Origin of the sequence: Psychrobacter sp. Ps3 (genome assembly GCF_022129275.1) — a bacterium.
GTDB classification, from domain to species: Bacteria; Pseudomonadota; Gammaproteobacteria; order Pseudomonadales; family Moraxellaceae; genus Psychrobacter; species Psychrobacter submarinus.
Window position 1 is genome coordinate 116,464 of record NZ_JADQAL010000002.1, and the last position, 18,689, is coordinate 135,152.

Consider the following 18,689-nt stretch of genomic DNA (forward strand, 5'->3'; position numbering starts at 1 on the left):
TGATTGTACGAGTGGCTTGATTATTTATTATATAGTTAATCCACGTTAAAAACGATACAGTGCGGTTGGGATGAATTTTTCGCAGCCTCTGTCCGCAACGACACAGCACGTCAGGAAAATTTATATCAACTGCACGAATATATTAGCGTATCGGTTTTATTTAGAACTGACTATAGGTACAGCTATTTTTATAAAAATTAAGAGTTTATAAATGATCAATTGGATAGGTATTGCTGCCGTTAATATGGCTATCGCGGTTGCTCTAGGCGCGTTTGGCGCTCATGGACTCAAAAACTTGGTTGATGAGCAGCAGCTTGCTTGGTGGCATACCGCGACACTTTATTTGTTTATTCATGCGCTCGGACTGCTATTAGTTGGCATATTACTGCGCCTTAATTATGCCACTCAAGCGACGGCGTGGTTGTTACAGCTCGGAGTAATAGTATTTGCCGGTAGTCTCTACGCTATGACCTTAGGCGCACCGCGTTGGTTTGGCGCTATTACCCCGATCGGCGGAGTGCTGATGATAGCAGGTTGGTTATGGCTTGCCATAACAGCTTTTCGTCTCGGCAAACCACTTTAATCATAGATTCGATATTAAATAAAATGGATACGTTAGATAACTGTTAGATAACTAGGGAGCCCACTTTATGAGTACCATCACTGTCAACGGTAAGACCTTACAGACTACGCATCAAACCGTGCAGTTAGTAGTGAATGAGCTTGGCTTAAGTCAAGGGCGCTATGCGGTAGAAGTCGATGGAGACCTAGTGCCTAAAAGCGAGTTGGCACAAATGCGCGTGGTGGAAGGAATGACTATCGAAGTGGTACAAGCGGTCGGTGGTGGCTAAAATTCTTTATGTTCATAGACAGAGCTAAATGCCTATAAATCAAACTGGTAATTTTTAAACCCAAAAAAGACCTCAATCGTTTCATCGGTTGAGGTCTTTTTTGGGTTTTACGTTGATTAGCGCTACTGATTTTGCGCTACAAATTTAGTGAAATTTAGTGAATTATCATCTTCTCTCTATTCTTCTTATTGGCTTTCCTTATTGTCAATATTGTTAACATTGTGAATGTTGTCACGCTAAATACAGCTGATTGACTGGCTCGGTATAGGCATAGCTAAGTTTTGGTATTATATTTATTATCAGCTATGCGTACCACCAAACCAGTCAAAGCGTTTATGCTTGTACTATAAACCTATCTCAATAGGTAAGCTCATGGCTACATCGCTGAGGCAGCATCAGCAGCTTCGCTATTGTTATAGCTGTTGTCACGTCCAGTCGCGCGAGTCTTTTTATCTTGTTGGCGGGTCTTATATTTACGTACTTGCCGCTCAAGCTTATCTGACATCTCGTTGATGGCTTTATACATGTCGTCATCTTGCGCCTGTACGAACATCTCTTGACCTGAGACTCGCATGATAGCTTCGGCTTTGTGGCTCTTTTTGCCGCCATCACTAGCACCACTATTGTCTAAAGACAAAATCACCTGAATGCTCTGAATCTGATCGAAATGACGCTCAATTTTTTCTAATTTTTCGCGGACTGCGGTATTCATGGCATCGGTAACACTGATATGGTGACCACTAATAGATACGTTCATATACTTGTCCTTATATTTATTACCACTTATAGTGAACTGATAGTACGGTAAACTAACCGGTATCAGCTGGAGCCATCGAACTGTCAAAAACTGATGTTAAAAGCTAATCTTAAAGAGCAATGACGATATAACCAATAGTGCATTCTATATAAAGTGTCGCTTCTTCAAATCTCCTTTTGTCAAAACTCATTATCGGTATCTACTGACACCTTAGAATGCCTTTGAATTCGTCTTTTAAACAGCTCCAAATCTTCGATCTTTAAAAGCTAAATGTCCTTCAGTTTTTGCTGTTGATGCCCTTCTAATTTGTCACGAATACCTAAGAGTAGCAAGAGGCTATACTGTAATAAAATGTAAAGTTAACTGCTATATATTGCTAAAATCTATATAATCAAAAAATTTTATTTTTATTCCCAGCAACTATCATACCTTTTAAGCGACTATTCATTGACGCTCCTAGCACCACTGAAATCAGTATTTTTGTTTGCGCTGAGTGGAAGAGCCGATCCCCATAGCTTCGCGATACTTAGCTACCGTACGTCTAGCGATGTCGATACCTTCTGCATGCAAGTGCTGCTGCAGGCGACTATCGGAGAGCGGTTTTTTTGGTGCTTCATTGGCGATGAGCTGTTTGATCATAGCGCTAATAGCGGTCGATGAGATATCGCCTTCACGGCTACTCACATGCGATGAAAAAAAGTACTTGAGTGAAAATAGACCTTGCGGGGTCAAAATGGATTTACTGGTGGTTAAACGGGAGACTGTAGACTCATGTAGTTCTACCTCTTCAGCGATATCCTTTAAGATCAAAGGCTGCATAGCAGAAGCGCCATGACGTAAAAACTCTTGCTGACGTCTGACAATACTCGTCGCCACCTTTAACAGGTTTTGGTTACGCTCCTCAATACTGCGAATAAACAGCTTGGCATCGCTGAGGTTTTCACGTAGATATTGATTGTCTGAGCTATCATCACCGCGTTTGACTAGATTGGCGTAGTCTTCATTTATACGCAGTTTCGGTAGTGTCTCTGGATTAAGACTGACCTGCCAGCGCTCATCGCTGACTGCTCTATCTGCTTCGAGCGCCGCTGAACGATGACGACGAATGGGATTAACTAAGACATCTGGAATATCATAACTCTCAGGAGCCTGCTCATAACTGGACTGGCTACTTTGAAAGGCCAGACCCGGCGCAGGATTGAGCTGACGCAGTAAACTTAGCGCTGGGGTGATCTGTGCGGCTTTTAGGCCAGTCGCCTGAGTTAGCGCTTTAATATTGTTGCTCACTAAATGCTCGCTGGCAGATAGCAGAGCTTGCGCTTCGGCCAAATGCTCTGTATTGCGATCAAGTTTGCTAAGCTGAATGGCCAAGCATTCACTCAGATTACGCGCCCCTACCCCTAAGGGGTCACACGACTGAATGACTCTAAGCATGACGGTTATTTCATCGTACTCTATTGGCTCTGGCCACTGATAAAAGCTTGCCATAGTGGCAAAACTCTGCAGCAAGTCATCGATATCTAAGCGGATAAAGCCCATCTCATCCATCGCATCGATGAGATAATCGGCGATCATAGTGTCGGTGTCTGATAAGTGTTTAAAATTGAGCTGCCAACGTATATAGTCTTGAATACTGGCGTTGGTTGTGCCTTGATAGCGCTCTAAATCATCAAAATCGATAGGGCTAGAGGCAGCTTGATCTGAGGGCGCTGCCGTAAAACTCGTCGTCTCAACAGTATGCTGGTCAGCGTAGGCGCTATCATAAGTAGGGTCAGCCATCGTCTCATTATCGATATCCATCGCGCTACCGTCGATATGGGCTTGCTGTAATTTATCGAAGCTGTCTACACTGTCTTGACTATCGTAACCGTCATAGCTGTCATAACCGTCATAGCTATCATCATTATCGTTAGTGCCACTGTTCCACATCTCAAGCGTTAACGGATCTTCAGCCGTTTCTAGATCGCTGCTATCTTCGTCATAGCGCTCTTCTTCGTCCTCAATACGCTCAAGTAGTGGGTTACTCTCAAGCTTGGCTTGCACCTCTTGTGCTAACTCAAGGCTTGAGAGCTGCAAGAGCTTGATAGCTTGCTGCATCTGCGGGGTAAGCTTTTGTGAGGTATTTAGCGTAGCGCCCAAGACAAATGACATACTCATGAGCAGTTTATTGCACTCCAGTACTGATGTGGTTTTGATTCATAATCACGGTTGATAGCGACTTATCACTCTAATGGGTCATGACGATAGCATTTTTCATAGTCCTATTGCTATGATAATTTATAACATATATAGCGTTATAGTCCTTTTTATCGCTAAAAATAATATCTATTACTATTAAACGAGAAGCTCTATGAATAAAGTATTAAACGTCGCGGCGCTACAAATGAACAGTCAGCAAGATATCGAAGCCAATCTTAGCACTATTAAGGCTGGTATTGAGGAAGCGAGCACTCAAGGCGCGCAGCTGATCGTTTTGCCTGAGAACTGTTGTAGCATGGGTCGTCAGTTTGCCACTGCCGAGCGTTTCGAGTCGCTATCAGCGACGCTTGCTAGCTACGCGCGCGAGCACAACGTGCACCTGTTAGCCGGCTCGCTACCTTGCCCGTTTCGTCCGGATGGCGCGCTAGTTCCTGATGGTCGTCTACGTCAAGTCAGTCAACTGTTTGCGCCCGATGGTAGCCGGCTTGCTCGCTATGACAAAATTCATCTATTCACCGCCACAGTCGCCGATAAGCAAGGCAGCTATAACGAAGCGGCAACGTTTGAGCCGGGCACGCAAACTGTCGTCACCCCTATCGAAGTCGCAGGTGAGAGCTATCAGCTAGGAATGATGGTGTGCTTTGATTTGCGCTTCCCCGCGCTTGCTCAACGTTTGCGTCAAGCCGGTGCTGAGCTGCTAAGCGCGCCGTCTGCCTTTACTTATCTGACCGGACAAGCGCATTGGGAGCTACTGCTACGCGCGCGAGCGCTAGATAGTCAGTGCTTAGTCATAGGCGCGGCACAAGGCGGCGAGCATCATTATAAGGACGGGCAGGCGCGCCAGACTTGGGGACATAGTGCCATTACCGCCTTTGATGGCACGATAGTCGACAGCTACGAGAGCAGCGAGATGAAAACTGAGGATAAGCACAAGGATTACGCTTTAGTTTTCGCTAGTTTGGATAAGTCAGCGCAGCAGCAAGGCCGTAAGAAGATGCCTATTTTTCAATGTCATCGCTTGGCTTAATAGTATTTATAAGAATTGGGTGTAAATTTAATTGAAATAAAAACGTCATATTATCACGTGGAACTGGGATGAATTTTAAGCAGCATCGAAAGATAACAGCACGCCAGTAAAATTTATACTAGTCCCACGATCATAACTTATATATTAAACGCAGTTCATTTTTAATCTGACTATCACTCACTATCGTTTTGAGTAAGAGAGGCGCGCGGATGGGCGCGATCATAGACTTGGGTAAGCTTAGCAAAGTCTACATGGGTATAGATCTGAGTGGTGCTAATATCGCTATGACCGAGCATCTCTTGTACCGCGCGCAAATCACCACTGCCGGAGAGCATATGCGAGGCAAAGCAGTGACGCAGCAGGTGCGGGTAGAGGTTTTGTGCGATACCAGCGCGTTTGGCTGCTACTTTTAGACGCTGCTGTACGGCGCGAGTAGAGAGCCGCGTACCGAGCTTTTCACTGATAAATAAAGCGCTGTCTTGCCCCTCTACCCAAAGGTTACGATGCGGTAAGTAGCGCTTAATCGCTTCAGCTGCCTTATTACCAATTGGGACTAAACGCGTTTTGTTGCCTTTACCGGTCACTCGAACGCGCAAATCAGATAAATCGATATCTATCATATCGAGCGCCACCAGCTCGCCTACCCGTAAGCCACTGCTGTAGAGCAGCTCAAACATTGCTTTATCTCGCAGCCACAATCGCGCCTGCTCTGGCGTATCAGGCAGTTCTTGCTCTAAAAGCTGAGTGAGCAGATCAACATCAGCAATCGAAGGCAACGGCCGCGGACTGCGCTTGAGCTGATAGCCAGTCGTCGGGTTGATACGCGCTATGTCCTCTTCGATAAGCCAACTATAAAAATGACGGATCGCCGAGAGCTCTTGCTGCACGCTGGCTAGCGCAAGCTTATCTTCATCAAGACGCTGAGAGATATGCTGAGCTAATTGGCGCTTATCACAGCGCGTCCAACTCAGACGCTTACCGCGCAGATACAACGCTAACTGCTGAACGCCGGCGAGATAAGCTGTCAAAGTATGCTCAGAGTGATTGCGTACTGACAAGGTATTTAGCCAACGATGCACTGGCGTCAATAGCTCACGTAATACCGCATCGGTCTCTATATCCGTTGCCGGATTGACATAATCTTTGACGCTCATAGCTTTTCTCTTAATTGCTCTCTTAGTTGGTATCTTAAATACTCTCTTAGCTAGCCGTATTTAGCTTGGCGAATTAGGCTTGAGACCCGCTTGCGCCATAATACCATCTGGACTGAACACCCCTTCATATACAAAGGCAGTAGGACCGGTCATCATTACCGAATAGCCTGGCTGCCATTTGACAATCATACTACCGCCGTAGAGCTGCGCGCGGATATCCTCGCCTTCATCGAGCCAGCCTTCACGGATACCGATAGCGACTGCTGCACAAGCGCCAGTGCCGCAAGCTTGCGTCTCGCCCACTCCGCGCTCATACACCCGCAGACGGATATGACGCTGATTCATCACTTGCATAAAGCCGACATTGACCCGATCCGGAAACGCTCGGTGCGACTCAATGGCTTTGCCTAAAGTGGCCACTTCCGCATCTAGCACATCGTCGACCTTGATAACCGCATGCGGATTGCCCATATTAGCAACATAAAGCTGTACTGGTGTACCAGCGACATCGAGATGATAGGCGTTTTGGATTTTGGTGGTGGCTTTTGGGGTAAACGGAATCTCATCCGGCTCAAATTTAGGCTTACCCATATCGACCTCGACCCAACCATAACGATCAGTGGTCAAAGAGATGACGCCGCTCGCCGTCTCAACCCGCAAGCGCTGCTTAAATGACAGCTTACGTGCTTGCACAAAACGCGCGAAACAGCGCGCGCCATTGCCGCATTGCTCAACTTCAGTGCCATCGGTATTGAAGATGCGATAGCTAAAATCAACATCCGGGCGCATTGGCGGCTCAACGACTAGCAGCTGATCAAAGCCTATACCTAAGTGCCGATCGCCCAATAACTCTACCAACTCTTTGGTCAAATCTAAGCGCTGAGTCACCAAATCGATAACCATAAAATCGTTACCTAGCCCATGCATCTTTGTAAACTCTATCAACATATCCTTGTGTCCTATTCTGTTTTTATATGTCGGTTATATTAGCACGCTACCCTGTACAATGATAACTATCAGCGTGTGATGAATGGTAGAGACCGTCATGAAATACTCGTCATAAAATAGTCAGCATAAAAAACCCACTGTCATCATGACAATGGGCTTTTAAAATAAACTTACTAAATCACTAGGAGCTTTTTAGCTCAGACTTTTACCATGGACATAGGGGCCGGCTAGTCATTTCGCTATTGATCTTGCCAACGCATCTCATCGCGGTATAAGTCTTCGATCGTCTCACGCTTACGAATCAACTGCTGCTGACTCTGTGCCACCATAACCTCGCTAGCACGCGGACGCGAATTGTAATTACTACTCATAGTAAAGCCGTAAGCGCCAGCACCAGTGATAGCCAAGATATCGCCTTCGGCAAGCGCCAATACACGATCCTTAGCCAAAAAATCACCTGTCTCACAAATAGCGCCAACAATATCCCAGGCCTTTGTATCGTCAGCTTGCATACCACCGTTAGGTAACTGCTGAGGAATCACTGCCATTTCGGCTTGATACAGCGCTGGGCGGATCAAATCATTCATTGCCGCGTCAACGATAGCAAAGTTTTTGTGCTCGGTCGGTTTGAGCACATCAACGCGAGTGAGTAGCACGCCAGCATTAGCAACCATACTGCGCCCCGGCTCAAAGAATACTTTGAGACCCAGCTCAGTGAGTTTCGGCAATAGCGCGTCGGCAAAATCAGCGATGGACACTGGCGACTCATCAATGTAGCGCACGCCTAGTCCACCGCCCAAGTCCACATGCTTGAGCGTAATACCTTGATCCGCTAAAGCCTGCACCAGCTCAATCACTTTGTCCAGTGCGGCTACAAAGGGCGCAACTTCGGTGAGCTGCGAGCCGATATGACAATCAATACCAACGATCTCGATATGTGACATCGCCGCGGCCTGCGCATAAACGTCAAGCGCCTGTTCATGAGCGATGCCAAACTTATTATCTTTTAGCCCCGTTGAGATATAAGGATGAGTCTTAGCATCGACGTCAGGATTGACCCGTAGGGATATCGGCGCTGGTGTATCTAGCTGGTCGGCTACTTCATTAATTAACGACAGCTCGCTGATGGACTCGACATTAAAGCAGCCAATACCTTGCTGCAGAGCAAATTCGATATCGCTGTATGTCTTGCCTACGCCTGAATAGACGACGCGACCCGCTTGGCCGCCTGCTGCTAACACGCGCATCAGCTCACCACGTGAGACGATATCGAAGCCAGCTCCAGCCTGCGCCAAGATGCCTAATACGGCCAAATTAGAATTGGCTTTTACCGCGTAGCATATTTGGTGCTCAAGACTGGCGAAGCTGTCGCTATAGGCTTGATAAACATCCAAGATCGCCTGCTTAGAGTAGACATAACAAGGCGTATCGTACTGCTTAGCCAAACCGCTCACGCTAACGTCCTCAATATACAGCTCGTTATCGCGGTAGCTCAGCGCTGGCAGATGGGCGCTTAAAGCTTGAGGATCGATATACAACCCGTGCTCAGTTTGTACGGTAATCGCTTGGCTATCTGCCACAGTTGCCTGTCTTTGCGGCTCAGAGTTACTCATAGTCCTCTCTTTCATTCATTCAGGTTTTCAAAGGAAATTATCACATTATTAAACTTGCAGCATCGCTTAGTAATCGCTTAGCAATCAATCAATAATCATTTGCATCATCGCTTGGCTCAGGCAGCACTTGCTGCTCCTCAAGATAGCGTGTACGCTTATACTCGTCATCATCTACCCCAGCAAATGCAGCATCTTGCGGCTGACTGGTACTGTCTAATACCTCAGCGCTGGTGATGAGCCCTTGCTCAGTATCTGCCAAGTATAGCGGGCCTTTTTGTCCGCAGCCGCTCAAACTCAGAGCCACTAGAGTAACCGCCATAGCAGTAAGTTTTGAAAATATAAAATTCGGTTTTAGAGTTTTCATAAGTGGTAAGCCATTAACCATGCATCACTGATTGCGCTAAAACTGCTTGCGCAAAATTCACAATCAGCTATTGATATTTTAACGCTAAATAATCCTGCTCGCTAACCGTACCATACCAGCCAGTATCGAGCATCAAATAGGCTGTAATCATAGCATTAATTGGCAGCGATTGACTGTGTTTAGCGATAATTTTAGTTGCAATATTGACCTATCATTATTCTTTATAAATGCTACATTTAATGGGGCGTGTTGTACGTTCGGTTGTGGCACGCGCGGAGACTATTTTTTAGACACTCAGTGTACAGCTGTAACTAATACTTGACGGATGCTTGTCTTAAACCTTATAGTTATTGTGGTATAACGCTTAACCGCAAGTGTGGTAATTGTTCTAAAATATGCTACCTTGTCTTTAGCTTTAGCATTTTATTTTGCTTTAATCATTCAAATGGTTTAAATGATTGAACCCCTACTTATTATATGATTTATTATTCCTACCCATAATCCAACACCCACAACCCAACAGCCATAATCTAAGGATAGAGCATGAATGACAGCGTCAACCCCTCCGCTTCTAGCGATGAGAACTCGGACAACTCAGTATTAACCAATCCCACTTTAGTCCTCAACTGTGGCTCCTCTTCTATTAAGTACGCTTTGATCAGCGAGGATGAATCGACTCGTATCACGGGACTGGCCGAAAATTTAGGTCTCGATACCGCTCGTATCAAACATACCGCGTTAAATGGTGAAAAGCTTGAAATTGCTATTCCAGGTGGCCGTCATAAACTTGCCTTACAAAAAGTGCTTGAGCTCCTCGAGCAGTATCACTTTATCGCTGTCGGTCATCGCGGCGTCCATGGCGGGCGTGAATACTCAGAAGCGGTCAAAGTGAACGATCATGTGTTATCGGAAGTGAAACGTCTCAAGTCGTTAGCACCTTTGCATAACCCAGCTAATGCTCTAGGCATCGAAGCGGTACAAGCGATCTATCCTGATATTCCGCAAGTCGTGGTCTTTGATACTGCCTTTCACCAGACTATGCCGCCTGTGGCTTATCGTTATCCGATTCCAAAAGCGCTATATGAAGAAGAAAAAATCCGCCGTTACGGCTTTCATGGTACCTCGCACGCTTACGTTTCAGAACGTGCCAGCCAGCTCACCGAAGCTAATGGCCCGCAAGGCTGGTTGACTGCGCATCTAGGAAATGGCTGCTCAGCGACTGCCGTTTATGATGGCAAAAGTCTAGATACCAGTATGGGACTGACGCCGCTTGAGGGGCTGATGATGGGCACGCGTAGTGGTGATGTCGATCCAAGCCTACATATCCACCTAAAGCGTCAACTTGGTATGAGCTTGGAAGATGTAGATAAAATGCTCAATAGCGAAAGTGGCCTATTAGGTATCTCGGGTCTGTCTAACGACCTACGCACCGTCGAGCAAGCAGCTAACGAAGGTCATAAAGATGCCGAGCTGGCAATCGAGATGTTCGCTTATCGCGTCGGTAAGTATTTGGCGAGCCTCAGCTGCGCGCTACCTGAGTTTACCGGTATTGTCTTTACCGGCGGGATCGGCGAGAACTCAGCGACCACGCGCGCGCGTATCCTAAACGTGATGCGTCACTTCGGTATCGCGTTCGATGCAGACAAAAACAAATCGCTCGTTGGCGGCGCAGAAGGGCGCTTTGAGAGTGACGATAGCAGTATTGAGCTGTGGGTCATCCCAACTGACGAAGAGTGTCAAATCGCTAAAGAAACCCGTCAAACCTTGGGTCTAGACTAAAGGGTTAATAAAAAAGCGCTGTCGCTGTATAAGCATGGCGCTTTTTTTTGACTGCGCAAACGGGTCTATTATTAGCTCAGTCTTTTATTAACCCAGTTACTTGCTAGACTAGTCGCTTATTAGCAACAATAATAGCCGCCTATCATACATTCTCAGTCTTTAAAAATATAACAAACCGTAGGATACACTATGCAAACTATTTTATTGGTTCCTATCAGTCGCGGTATCGGCGTGACTTCAGCCGCTCTTGGCCTCATTCGCGCGCTTGATTATAACGGTATCAAAGCCGGCTTTATGAAGCCGTTTTTGCAAGACGATACGCTCGATAAACAAAACAGCTTGGACAGCTCAAGCGCCCTTATCATGCATGCGTTTGGCCTAACGCCGCCCAAATCTATCAACCGTCAGCGCGTTGAGCGCATGATCGGCGATGGTAATCTTGACGAGCTAATGGAAGAGGTTATTGGCAATTATCACAGTATTGATGGCGAGCCTGATGTGGTTATCTGTGAAGGCTTAGTGCCAACCACCGAAGCCTCTTACGCTTCTCAAATTAACCAAGCCATCGCCCATGCTTTAGACGCGAAGATTATCTTTGTCAGCACTGTCGACATCAGCAATCCTGCTTATCTAGCAGACAAGCTTGACGTGCACGCGCGCGAGTTTGGCGGTATCGCTCATGAACGTACGCTTGGCACTATCTTAATGCGCGTGCATGACGTGCCTAATACCTTTGAGACTCAGCCTGTCGCTCCTGGTGAGGCGGTAGTGAGCTTAGATGAAAACTTCATCCAAGAGGTGCAGCGCCTATCACCGCATTTTCATAGCGAGCGCTTCCGTCTCATCGGTGTCGTGCCATTTAGTGACTCGCTCTCCGTGCCGCGTACTTGGGATATCGCCGCTGAGCTTGATGCCACTTGGCTCAACGTCGGCGACGCCAAATCGCGCCGTATCAATGATATTAGCCTGACTGCACGCTCCGTTTCGCGCGTTGATGAGGTCTTTAAGCGCGGTACGCTCATTGTGGTGCCAGGCGACCGTGATGATCTACTGCTAGCAGCAGGCCTAGCTTGTATCAACGGCGTACCATTAGCAGGTCTAGTACTGACAGGCGGTGTAGTCCCTAACGAGACCGTAGCTGAGCTTTGGCAGTCAGCGCTGAAGACTGGCATTCCTGTCATGAGCGTCGAGACCGATAGCTTTGAGACGGTACAAAACCTACTACACATGAGTTCTGAGATACCAAGCGATGATACCGAGCGCGCAACCGATGTCGCTCGTTATGTTGCAGCACACTTAGATCTCAGCTGGATAAAAGAATACTTTAGCGGTGATTATGTCGCCCGTCTCTCGCCTGCTGCGTTTCGCCATCAAGTGGTCAAAAAAGCACAAAACGCCAAAAAGCGCATCGTACTGCCAGAAGGCGCTGAGCCGCGTACCGTCGAAGCCGCCTGTATCTGTCAAAGCCGCGGTATCGCCGATTGCGTGCTGTTAGCGCAGCGTAGCGAAGTCGAACAAGTCGCCAAAAACCGTGATTTAGTATTGCCTGAGGGGCTTGAAATCATCGACCCTGCTAGTCTTGATATGAGCAAGTATATTGATGCAGTAGTTGAGCGCCGTAAAGGTAAAACGACCAGCGAGGTCGCTGCTGAATATCTACAAGATACGGTCTATCTAGGCACGACCATGCTACAACTAGACGAAGTCGACGGCCTAGTGTCTGGCGCGATTCATACCACTGCCAACACCGTACGTCCCGCGTTTCAGCTAATCAAAACCGCGCCGCAATATTCCTTAGTATCGTCAGTATTCTTTATGCTGCTGCCTGAGCAAGTCGTCGTCTACGGTGATTGTGCTATTAACCCTGATCCAACTGCTGAGGAGCTGGCTGAGATTGCTATTCAATCGGCGCAGTCTGCCGCCGCCTTCGGTATCGACCCAAAAGTGGCGATGATCAGCTACTCGACCGGCTCGTCTGGTACTGGCGCTGATGTCGAAAAAGTCATTACAGCGACGAAAATCGTCCGCGAGCGTGCCCCAGATCTAGCCGTTGATGGCCCATTACAATATGACGCCGCCTCTGTGATGAGCGTCGGTAAACAAAAAGCGCCAGACTCCAAGGTCGCAGGTCAAGCCAACGTCTTTATCTTTCCTGATCTTAACACCGGTAATACCACCTATAAAGCGGTGCAGCGTAGCGCCAACGTCATCAGTGTCGGTCCTATGCTCCAAGGCCTTAATAAGCCGGTCAATGACTTATCGCGCGGCGCTCTAGTCGATGATATTGTCTACACTATTGCTCTCACGGCTATTCAGGCTTATAGTGATTTAATTTAACATCACTTATATTAACTCTATCAAAAAAGCGCTTAGCATCATTATGTTGAGCGCTTTTTTGATAGAGCTGATGATACCTGCTGATTAAGCAGAAATATCTATCGACAAACGTTATAATGACGCTATGACTAAACCTTTCCCTACTGCCATTCGCGCCTACTTGGGCGGCTCGTTCAATCCAGTACATAGCGCTCATATTGAAATGGCGATGTTAGTGTATAACTCGCTTGCGCCGCTTACGGCCGAGCGAAACTGTGAGCTACAAGTGTCGTTATTACCCAACGCGCGTTCGCCTTTTAAATCACAAAGCCTAGCACCCAAGCATCGATTGGCTATGCTAAAACTCGCGGTGCAAGATACGCCCATACGCGTCGATGAGCTTGAGATTTGGCAACCCCCGCCTGTCTATACTATCGATAGTGTGCGGACTTTACGTCAGCGCTATCCGCAAGATGTCTTGATATTTATTATGGGTATGGATAGTGCTCGTAGTTTAGATAAATGGAAACAGGGCTTACAGTTGACGGACTACGTTCATCTTTGGGTGTTTGATCGTAGTGCCGACAACGCCAGCTCCAATGCTAACCTTACAGACCCTAACTTACCGCATAAACCTTTTGATAATAATAAAACCTTAAGTGATAAGCAGCGAGCTTTGCTCATCAATGAGCTACCTAATTCGCTACCGGCGCAAGTGGTTGACTCTATCAGCGAGCTGGTTGCAACTCCTATTGACAGCTTAGCAGCCCAAAACTTAGCAGATAAAGGCTTGAAAACCTTACGCAAAGGACGCATTTATATAGACTCACGACCCGTACAGAAAGTATCTAGTACAAAGATTCGTAACCAACTCCTGACTTATTATACCGCCCCTATTATAAAAGATGGCTTGCTTAATCACTGCGAGTATCTATCCAAACACTTACATCCTGCAGTTTATGACTATATTGTGCAGCATAAGCTATATTCCGCAGACTAATTCCGTTAAAATCACCTTATTATAGTCGTCACCACTTATTTATGGCCGATGACGATTCACTTTTTATAGCGAATGACGATTAAAGAGATACAAATTTATGAGCAACACTATGACTAACGAACGTTTAGAAGAATGCTTAACGCTAGTAACCTCCGCTTTGGATGGTATGAAAGCCAAAAACATCACCGTACTTGATGTCGAGGACTTAACAGACGTCATGGAGCATATGGTTATCGCTGAGGGCACCTCCAAGCGCCATGTTCGCGCGTTGGCTGACAGCTTAGGCGCTGATGCTAAGCAAGCAGGCTTTATGCCATTAGGCCGCGAAGGTGGCACTGATTCTGACTGGACGCTGATCGACTTGGGCGCTGTCGTTGTGCACATGATGACGCCAGCTGCGCGCGAGTTCTATGACTTAGAAGGCCTGTGGTCATCGCCTGAGAGCTTAGCAGAATTAGTTGCCACGCCGCGTGAAAAAAAAGCCGGTCGTCGTAACTAAACGCAAAAAACTGACTAGCGCACTTAATAAACAGACTGGATAAAATATCTGGTCTTTTTTTATGTCGTTGATAACTGGCGCTTTATATAAGCGACAAAGTTAATCAAACACAAAACCATTACACTTTGCGATACTATAGCCTTATTCACGTGACGATCTGCTAGGACATTCAATGAACGCCGCCAATACAGACTCTACTTCTCAAAATTCTCAAAGCGCAGCACATGACTTTAATCAACCGCTACCCCTACATATCGCCACTTTAATCGATGTGCGCGCAGGCAAAGCCATGCCCTTCGCCCGTGAGCAAATGAGCGCTATCGATAAAGCACCGATCAAAGCACCCGTTGCGGTCAATTTTATGGGCCTTGCGACTGATGAACAAGCCGACCGTAAGCATCATGGCGGCCCACTAAAAGCGGTGCATCAACTGCCGCCTGCGACTTACGAGCAGATCAATGCTGAGTTCGATCTAAACGTGCGCGTGGGTACACTGGGCGAAAACCTTATTACTCAAGCGGTCAATGACTTACCAGAGATGACGGAAGCTACGGTTTGTATCGGCGATGTCTATCAATATGGTGAAATCGAGGACACTGAAAGCGTGCAATTACGTATCGTACAACCGCGCCGTCCTTGCTATAAAATCAACGACCAAATTGGGCAGTTTAAAACCAAGCAACTCCCAAATATCGCGTCTTGGGTCAGTAAACAAGGTATCGCAGGTTGGTACTTTCAGGTCGTACGCGATGGCACAATTGACGCGGATTTACCGGTCTATTTGGTAGAGCGTCCCTATCCGTTTGCCACGCTAGAGGCGCTATGGCAACTGGCTAATTCAAAAGAAAAACATGATGCTGAAGTGATTGAGCCTTGGTTGGCTATTGAGTGTTTGGAGGAGAGTTGGAAAACAGTGCTGCAAAAAAAGATTAAAAAGAGCTGAGAGATCGCTTAACCTATTAAACTAAAAGGCTTTTATGATCCACGCTAAGTTTAAAATAATTGTGCTTATTCTTAATACTTTTATGTGTCTAAGGGGCAACTCATGAGCCCAACAAAGACAACAAAGACAGAAAATATCAGCTATCTACAAGCCATAGCCATCAGCGTCGGCGCGATTATCGGCTGGGGCGCTTATGTGATGCCGGGCGATTTATTCTTACCCGAGTCGCAGCTACTGGGCTCATCCGTCGCCATTCTTGTCGGTACTCTAGCGATCTATATGGTCGCGCGCGCTTATATTAATCTGCTGACCCAAACCCCAGAGCATGAGTCCGGCGGTATCTATTGGATTGAAAAACATATCAATCGCAAACATGCCTACGTCTATGGCTGGGGTGTGGCAATAGGCTATATCTCCATCGTCGCGCTCAATATCTCTGCCGTGGCGCTCTTATTGAGATATCTGTTGCCTAGTAGCTTACAGATCGGCTATTTGTATAGCATTGCTGGCTGGGAGGTCTACGCCAGCGAGGTATTTGTGTGTAGCGCGGCGATTATTTTATTTAGCTATATTAACCTCAGGGGCGTACAAGTCGGTGCCAAGATTCAATTATATATCGCCCTGTTTATGATTGTCTCGGTCACCGCGCTGTTCTTTGGCTCACTGTGGGCTGTGCCGATGACGCAGACCTTTTTGCCAACGGACATGCCCAGCAGCTCTATTACCAGCCTCGTTTGGCTACCGATTCTCGCCGTGATGCCATGGGCGTACGTGGGCTTTGAGACCACGCCGCAGATCTCCAAAGCCATTAGCGACTCTAAGACTAAAACCAAAAGTATTATTCTCATCTCCCTTATCGCGGGCGTATTGTTCTACTTTTTGATCAACTACTTCACGGCGCTAAATATGAGCTTTGATTACCAAGCGATTCAGAATAGTGGCTGGGCGACAGGCGAAGGGATAGAGAACCGTATTGGCAGCATTGGCATTGGGCTACTATCGATCGCCATGATCGGCTCGATACTTAGCGGTATTAATGGCTTTATCTTATCTTCCGTCAAGCTTTTAGAATCCATGGGTGAGTCGTCCTTATTACCAAGCGTGTTCACGGATAAGCGCCAGCGTTTTAGTAAGACCAAAGCGGTGACCATCATCGCCATCGTTTGCTTATTTTCGCCGTGGCTCGGTCGCAACTACTTGCTCGATATCGTCAGTATGGCATCATTAGGCATTACCGTTGGCTTCGCTTATGTCACCATGGCTGATCTACTCAACGAGCGCCGAAAGAACCAAGCAGGTATTCTAAATTATTTATCAGTGCTGATTAGTATGGTCTTTATATCCTTGCTACTGCTGCCCTTCTCGCCTGCGGCACTGTCGTTAAACGCTTATATCTTATTAGCGGTATTTATCGTTTTGGGGGCGATTGGTTATAGAAAAATTGTTTATGCGGGTAGTGATAGTAGTAATTAAATATCCCCTTTTATACAGAGCAATTCATGGTTAATAATATCTCCTTTTCAAAATTAGTATCAGCATCAACCTTAGGATTAGCCCTATCCTTAGTCAGCTGCGTAACGACGAACAATGTCCAACCTGTTATCACTGAACCTTTTATTATTGATAGCGAGACGTATCAGTCGACAGGTAAAAGCGAGCGCATTAAAACGATTGTGCTGCACTATACCGTCAGCGACAACGCGCGCTCCATCAAGCTATTAACTCGCGGCAAAGTCAGCGCGCATTACCTCGTTATGGATAAGAATGACAATAAGATATATAGTCTGGTACCAGAGAGCGAGCGCGCTTGGCACGCAGGCGACGGCGGTTTTGCTGGTCGAACGATCCTGAATGACACGTCTATCGGTATTGAGATCGTCAATAAAGGTATCAAACCTCAATATCGAAACGCCCTCAAAAATAGCGAGCTTGACTATCATCCCTACTCGCATTTCGTCGAATTTGATGAGCTACAAATCAAAAAAGTCGCGCAATTGGTGCAAGATATTGCGCAGCGGTATGACATCTCCCCCAAAAACATCATCGGTCACGCGGACCTTGCCCCCTCGCGCAAGATTGACCCAGGTGCTAAGTTCCCTTGGCAGCGACTGTACAGCGAGTACGGTATTGGCGCTTGGTATGATGAGGCTGATAAGCAATATTTTATGCAGCAAGTTCAGCTAGCTACCCCAACGATACGGGAGGTCAAGCAGGCCTTTCGTGATTATGGCTATCAGATGAATACTACAGATGTGTGGGATAAAGAGAGCCGCGATGTCATCTATGCCTTCCAGTTGCATTTCCGGCCGCTAAAGCCAACAGGCATTATGGATATCGAGACCTATGCTATCCTAAAAGCACTCAATAAAAAGTATGCGGGACGTGACGATTTTTACTAGCCTGAGTGATCAACTATTAATCACGGACACTCAAACCATAACAATAACGAAAAAGGACATCTTATGAGCACCCTATTTAGCGTCAATTTAAACAAACTCGCCTTAATCCGCAACTCGCGTGGCACCGACTACCCTAATCTATTGTACTTTGTAAAAAAGCTGATTGGTCTAGGAGTTAAAGGCTTTACCGTGCACCCACGGCCCGATGAGCGCCATATCCGCTATCAAGATGTTTATGATATCAGTGAGTATCTCAAAGATTATCAAGATATCGAATTTAATATCGAAGGCAATCCGAATGAACAATTTTTAAAACTCATTCGCGAGGTCAAACCGCATCAATGCACCCTCGTACCCGATAGTGAAGACCAGCTGACCTCTGACCACGGCTTTGATATTATCAAATACAGCGACATGCTGTCCAAACTCAGCCATGAGCTTGAAGGCTTTGGCACACGCTGCGCCGTATTTATCGACCCTGATATCGAGCAAATAAAAGCGGTCATCGCTAGCGACGTACAAACGATAGAGATGTACACCGAAGAATGGGCGCGCGCTTATGAAGATAAGAAGGATAACGACAGCAGTAATAACGACAGTAACTTTGCTGCAGTCAAACAGAGCTTTGACGATTGTATTAACCTCGCTAGCGAAAACGGTATGCGCGTCAACGCCGGACACGATTTGAATTTAGACAATTTAGCCGATTTGCTAAGCCTTGGTGATATCGCGGAGGTGTCGATTGGTCATGCCTTTACTATTGAATCGCTAGAGCAAGGCATGGATAACGTCGTGCGTCAGTATTTGCAGATTTGTGGATAGAACGTTTTGATAAAAGAG

17 protein-coding genes are annotated in these 18,689 nt (G+C 46.6%); 11 read left to right on the forward strand and 6 right to left on the reverse strand.

Annotated elements, in window-relative coordinates:
- The first annotated feature begins 211 nt into the window (after nt 1–211).
- Complete coding sequence (locus I3248_RS01180; RefSeq protein ID WP_025645013.1) at nt 212–583, forward strand: DUF423 domain-containing protein; 372 nt, start codon at nt 212–214, stop codon at nt 581–583.
- Between the two features lie 67 nt (nt 584–650).
- Complete coding sequence (thiS, locus tag I3248_RS01185; RefSeq protein ID WP_025645011.1) at nt 651–851, forward strand: sulfur carrier protein ThiS; 201 nt, start codon at nt 651–653, stop codon at nt 849–851.
- Nucleotides 852–1,227: 376 nt separating this feature from the next.
- Here the strand turns inward: thiS and raiA are convergent, their stop codons facing one another.
- Both raiA and rpoN read right to left on the reverse strand, forming a co-directional pair.
- Nucleotides 1,228–1,608: a ribosome-associated translation inhibitor RaiA gene (gene raiA / locus I3248_RS01190; RefSeq protein WP_025645009.1), complete on the reverse strand. Its 381-nt coding sequence runs from the start codon at nt 1,606–1,608 to the stop codon at nt 1,228–1,230.
- Nucleotides 1,609–2,079: 471 nt separating this feature from the next.
- Nucleotides 2,080–3,759: an RNA polymerase factor sigma-54 gene (gene rpoN, locus I3248_RS01195; protein WP_238062262.1), complete on the reverse strand. Its 1,680-nt coding sequence runs from the start codon at nt 3,757–3,759 to the stop codon at nt 2,080–2,082.
- Nucleotides 3,760–3,958: 199 nt separating this feature from the next.
- Here rpoN and I3248_RS01200 point away from each other — a divergent pair, with 199 nt between their 5' ends.
- A complete protein-coding gene (locus tag I3248_RS01200) occupies nt 3,959–4,834 on the forward strand; it encodes a carbon-nitrogen hydrolase family protein (RefSeq protein WP_238062241.1) in 876 nt (291 codons plus the stop codon).
- A 173-nt stretch (nt 4,835–5,007) separates the two neighbouring features.
- On the opposite strand, the gene I3248_RS01205 is transcribed toward I3248_RS01200, so the two are convergent.
- From I3248_RS01205 to I3248_RS01220, 4 genes are all read right to left on the reverse strand, one after another.
- Nucleotides 5,008–5,988: a tyrosine recombinase XerC gene (locus tag I3248_RS01205; RefSeq protein WP_025645003.1), complete on the reverse strand. Its 981-nt coding sequence runs from the start codon at nt 5,986–5,988 to the stop codon at nt 5,008–5,010.
- A 60-nt stretch (nt 5,989–6,048) separates the two neighbouring features.
- The gene (dapF, locus tag I3248_RS01210; RefSeq protein WP_025645001.1) at nt 6,049–6,936 is read right to left on the reverse strand and encodes a diaminopimelate epimerase; all 888 of its coding nucleotides are present in this window, start codon (nt 6,934–6,936) and stop codon (nt 6,049–6,051) included.
- Nucleotides 6,937–7,175: 239 nt separating this feature from the next.
- Entirely contained in the window at nt 7,176–8,549 is a 1,374-nt protein-coding gene (gene lysA / locus I3248_RS01215; protein WP_238062242.1) for a diaminopimelate decarboxylase, read from the reverse strand.
- 88 nt (nt 8,550–8,637) lie between these two features.
- On the reverse strand, nt 8,638–8,913 hold the full coding sequence (locus I3248_RS01220; RefSeq protein ID WP_025644997.1) for a lipoprotein: 276 nt from the start codon (nt 8,911–8,913) through the stop codon (nt 8,638–8,640).
- Between the two features lie 543 nt (nt 8,914–9,456).
- On the opposite strand from I3248_RS01220, the gene I3248_RS01225 reads away from it, so the two are divergent.
- The 8 genes from I3248_RS01225 to I3248_RS01260 all read left to right on the forward strand — a co-directional run bounded on the left by I3248_RS01225 (nt 9,457) and on the right by I3248_RS01260 (nt 18,671).
- A complete protein-coding gene (locus tag I3248_RS01225; RefSeq protein WP_025644995.1) occupies nt 9,457–10,692 on the forward strand; it encodes an acetate kinase in 1,236 nt (411 codons plus the stop codon).
- A gap of 189 nt (nt 10,693–10,881) precedes the next feature.
- Nucleotides 10,882–13,029 (forward strand): phosphate acetyltransferase, encoded by a 2,148-nt coding sequence (gene pta / locus I3248_RS01230; RefSeq protein ID WP_238062243.1) that lies wholly within the window; start codon nt 10,882–10,884, stop codon nt 13,027–13,029.
- 124 nt (nt 13,030–13,153) lie between these two features.
- Nucleotides 13,154–14,008, forward strand: coding sequence for a nicotinate-nicotinamide nucleotide adenylyltransferase (locus I3248_RS01235; RefSeq protein WP_238062244.1), 855 nt, complete (start codon nt 13,154–13,156; stop codon nt 14,006–14,008).
- 97 nt (nt 14,009–14,105) lie between these two features.
- A complete protein-coding gene (rsfS, locus tag I3248_RS01240) occupies nt 14,106–14,507 on the forward strand; it encodes a ribosome silencing factor (protein ID WP_037058907.1) in 402 nt (133 codons plus the stop codon).
- 289 nt (nt 14,508–14,796) lie between these two features.
- On the forward strand, nt 14,797–15,450 hold the full coding sequence (locus I3248_RS01245; RefSeq protein WP_238062263.1) for an MOSC domain-containing protein: 654 nt from the start codon (nt 14,797–14,799) through the stop codon (nt 15,448–15,450).
- Nucleotides 15,451–15,552: 102 nt separating this feature from the next.
- Entirely contained in the window at nt 15,553–16,923 is a 1,371-nt protein-coding gene (locus I3248_RS01250) for an APC family permease (protein WP_238062245.1), read from the forward strand.
- Nucleotides 16,924–16,949: 26 nt separating this feature from the next.
- Nucleotides 16,950–17,849, forward strand: a complete 900-nt coding sequence (locus I3248_RS01255; RefSeq protein ID WP_238062246.1) for an N-acetylmuramoyl-L-alanine amidase — start codon at nt 16,950–16,952, stop codon at nt 17,847–17,849.
- A gap of 63 nt (nt 17,850–17,912) precedes the next feature.
- Nucleotides 17,913–18,671: a pyridoxine 5'-phosphate synthase gene (locus I3248_RS01260; protein ID WP_238062247.1), complete on the forward strand. Its 759-nt coding sequence runs from the start codon at nt 17,913–17,915 to the stop codon at nt 18,669–18,671.
- Nucleotides 18,672–18,689 lie beyond the last annotated feature (18 nt).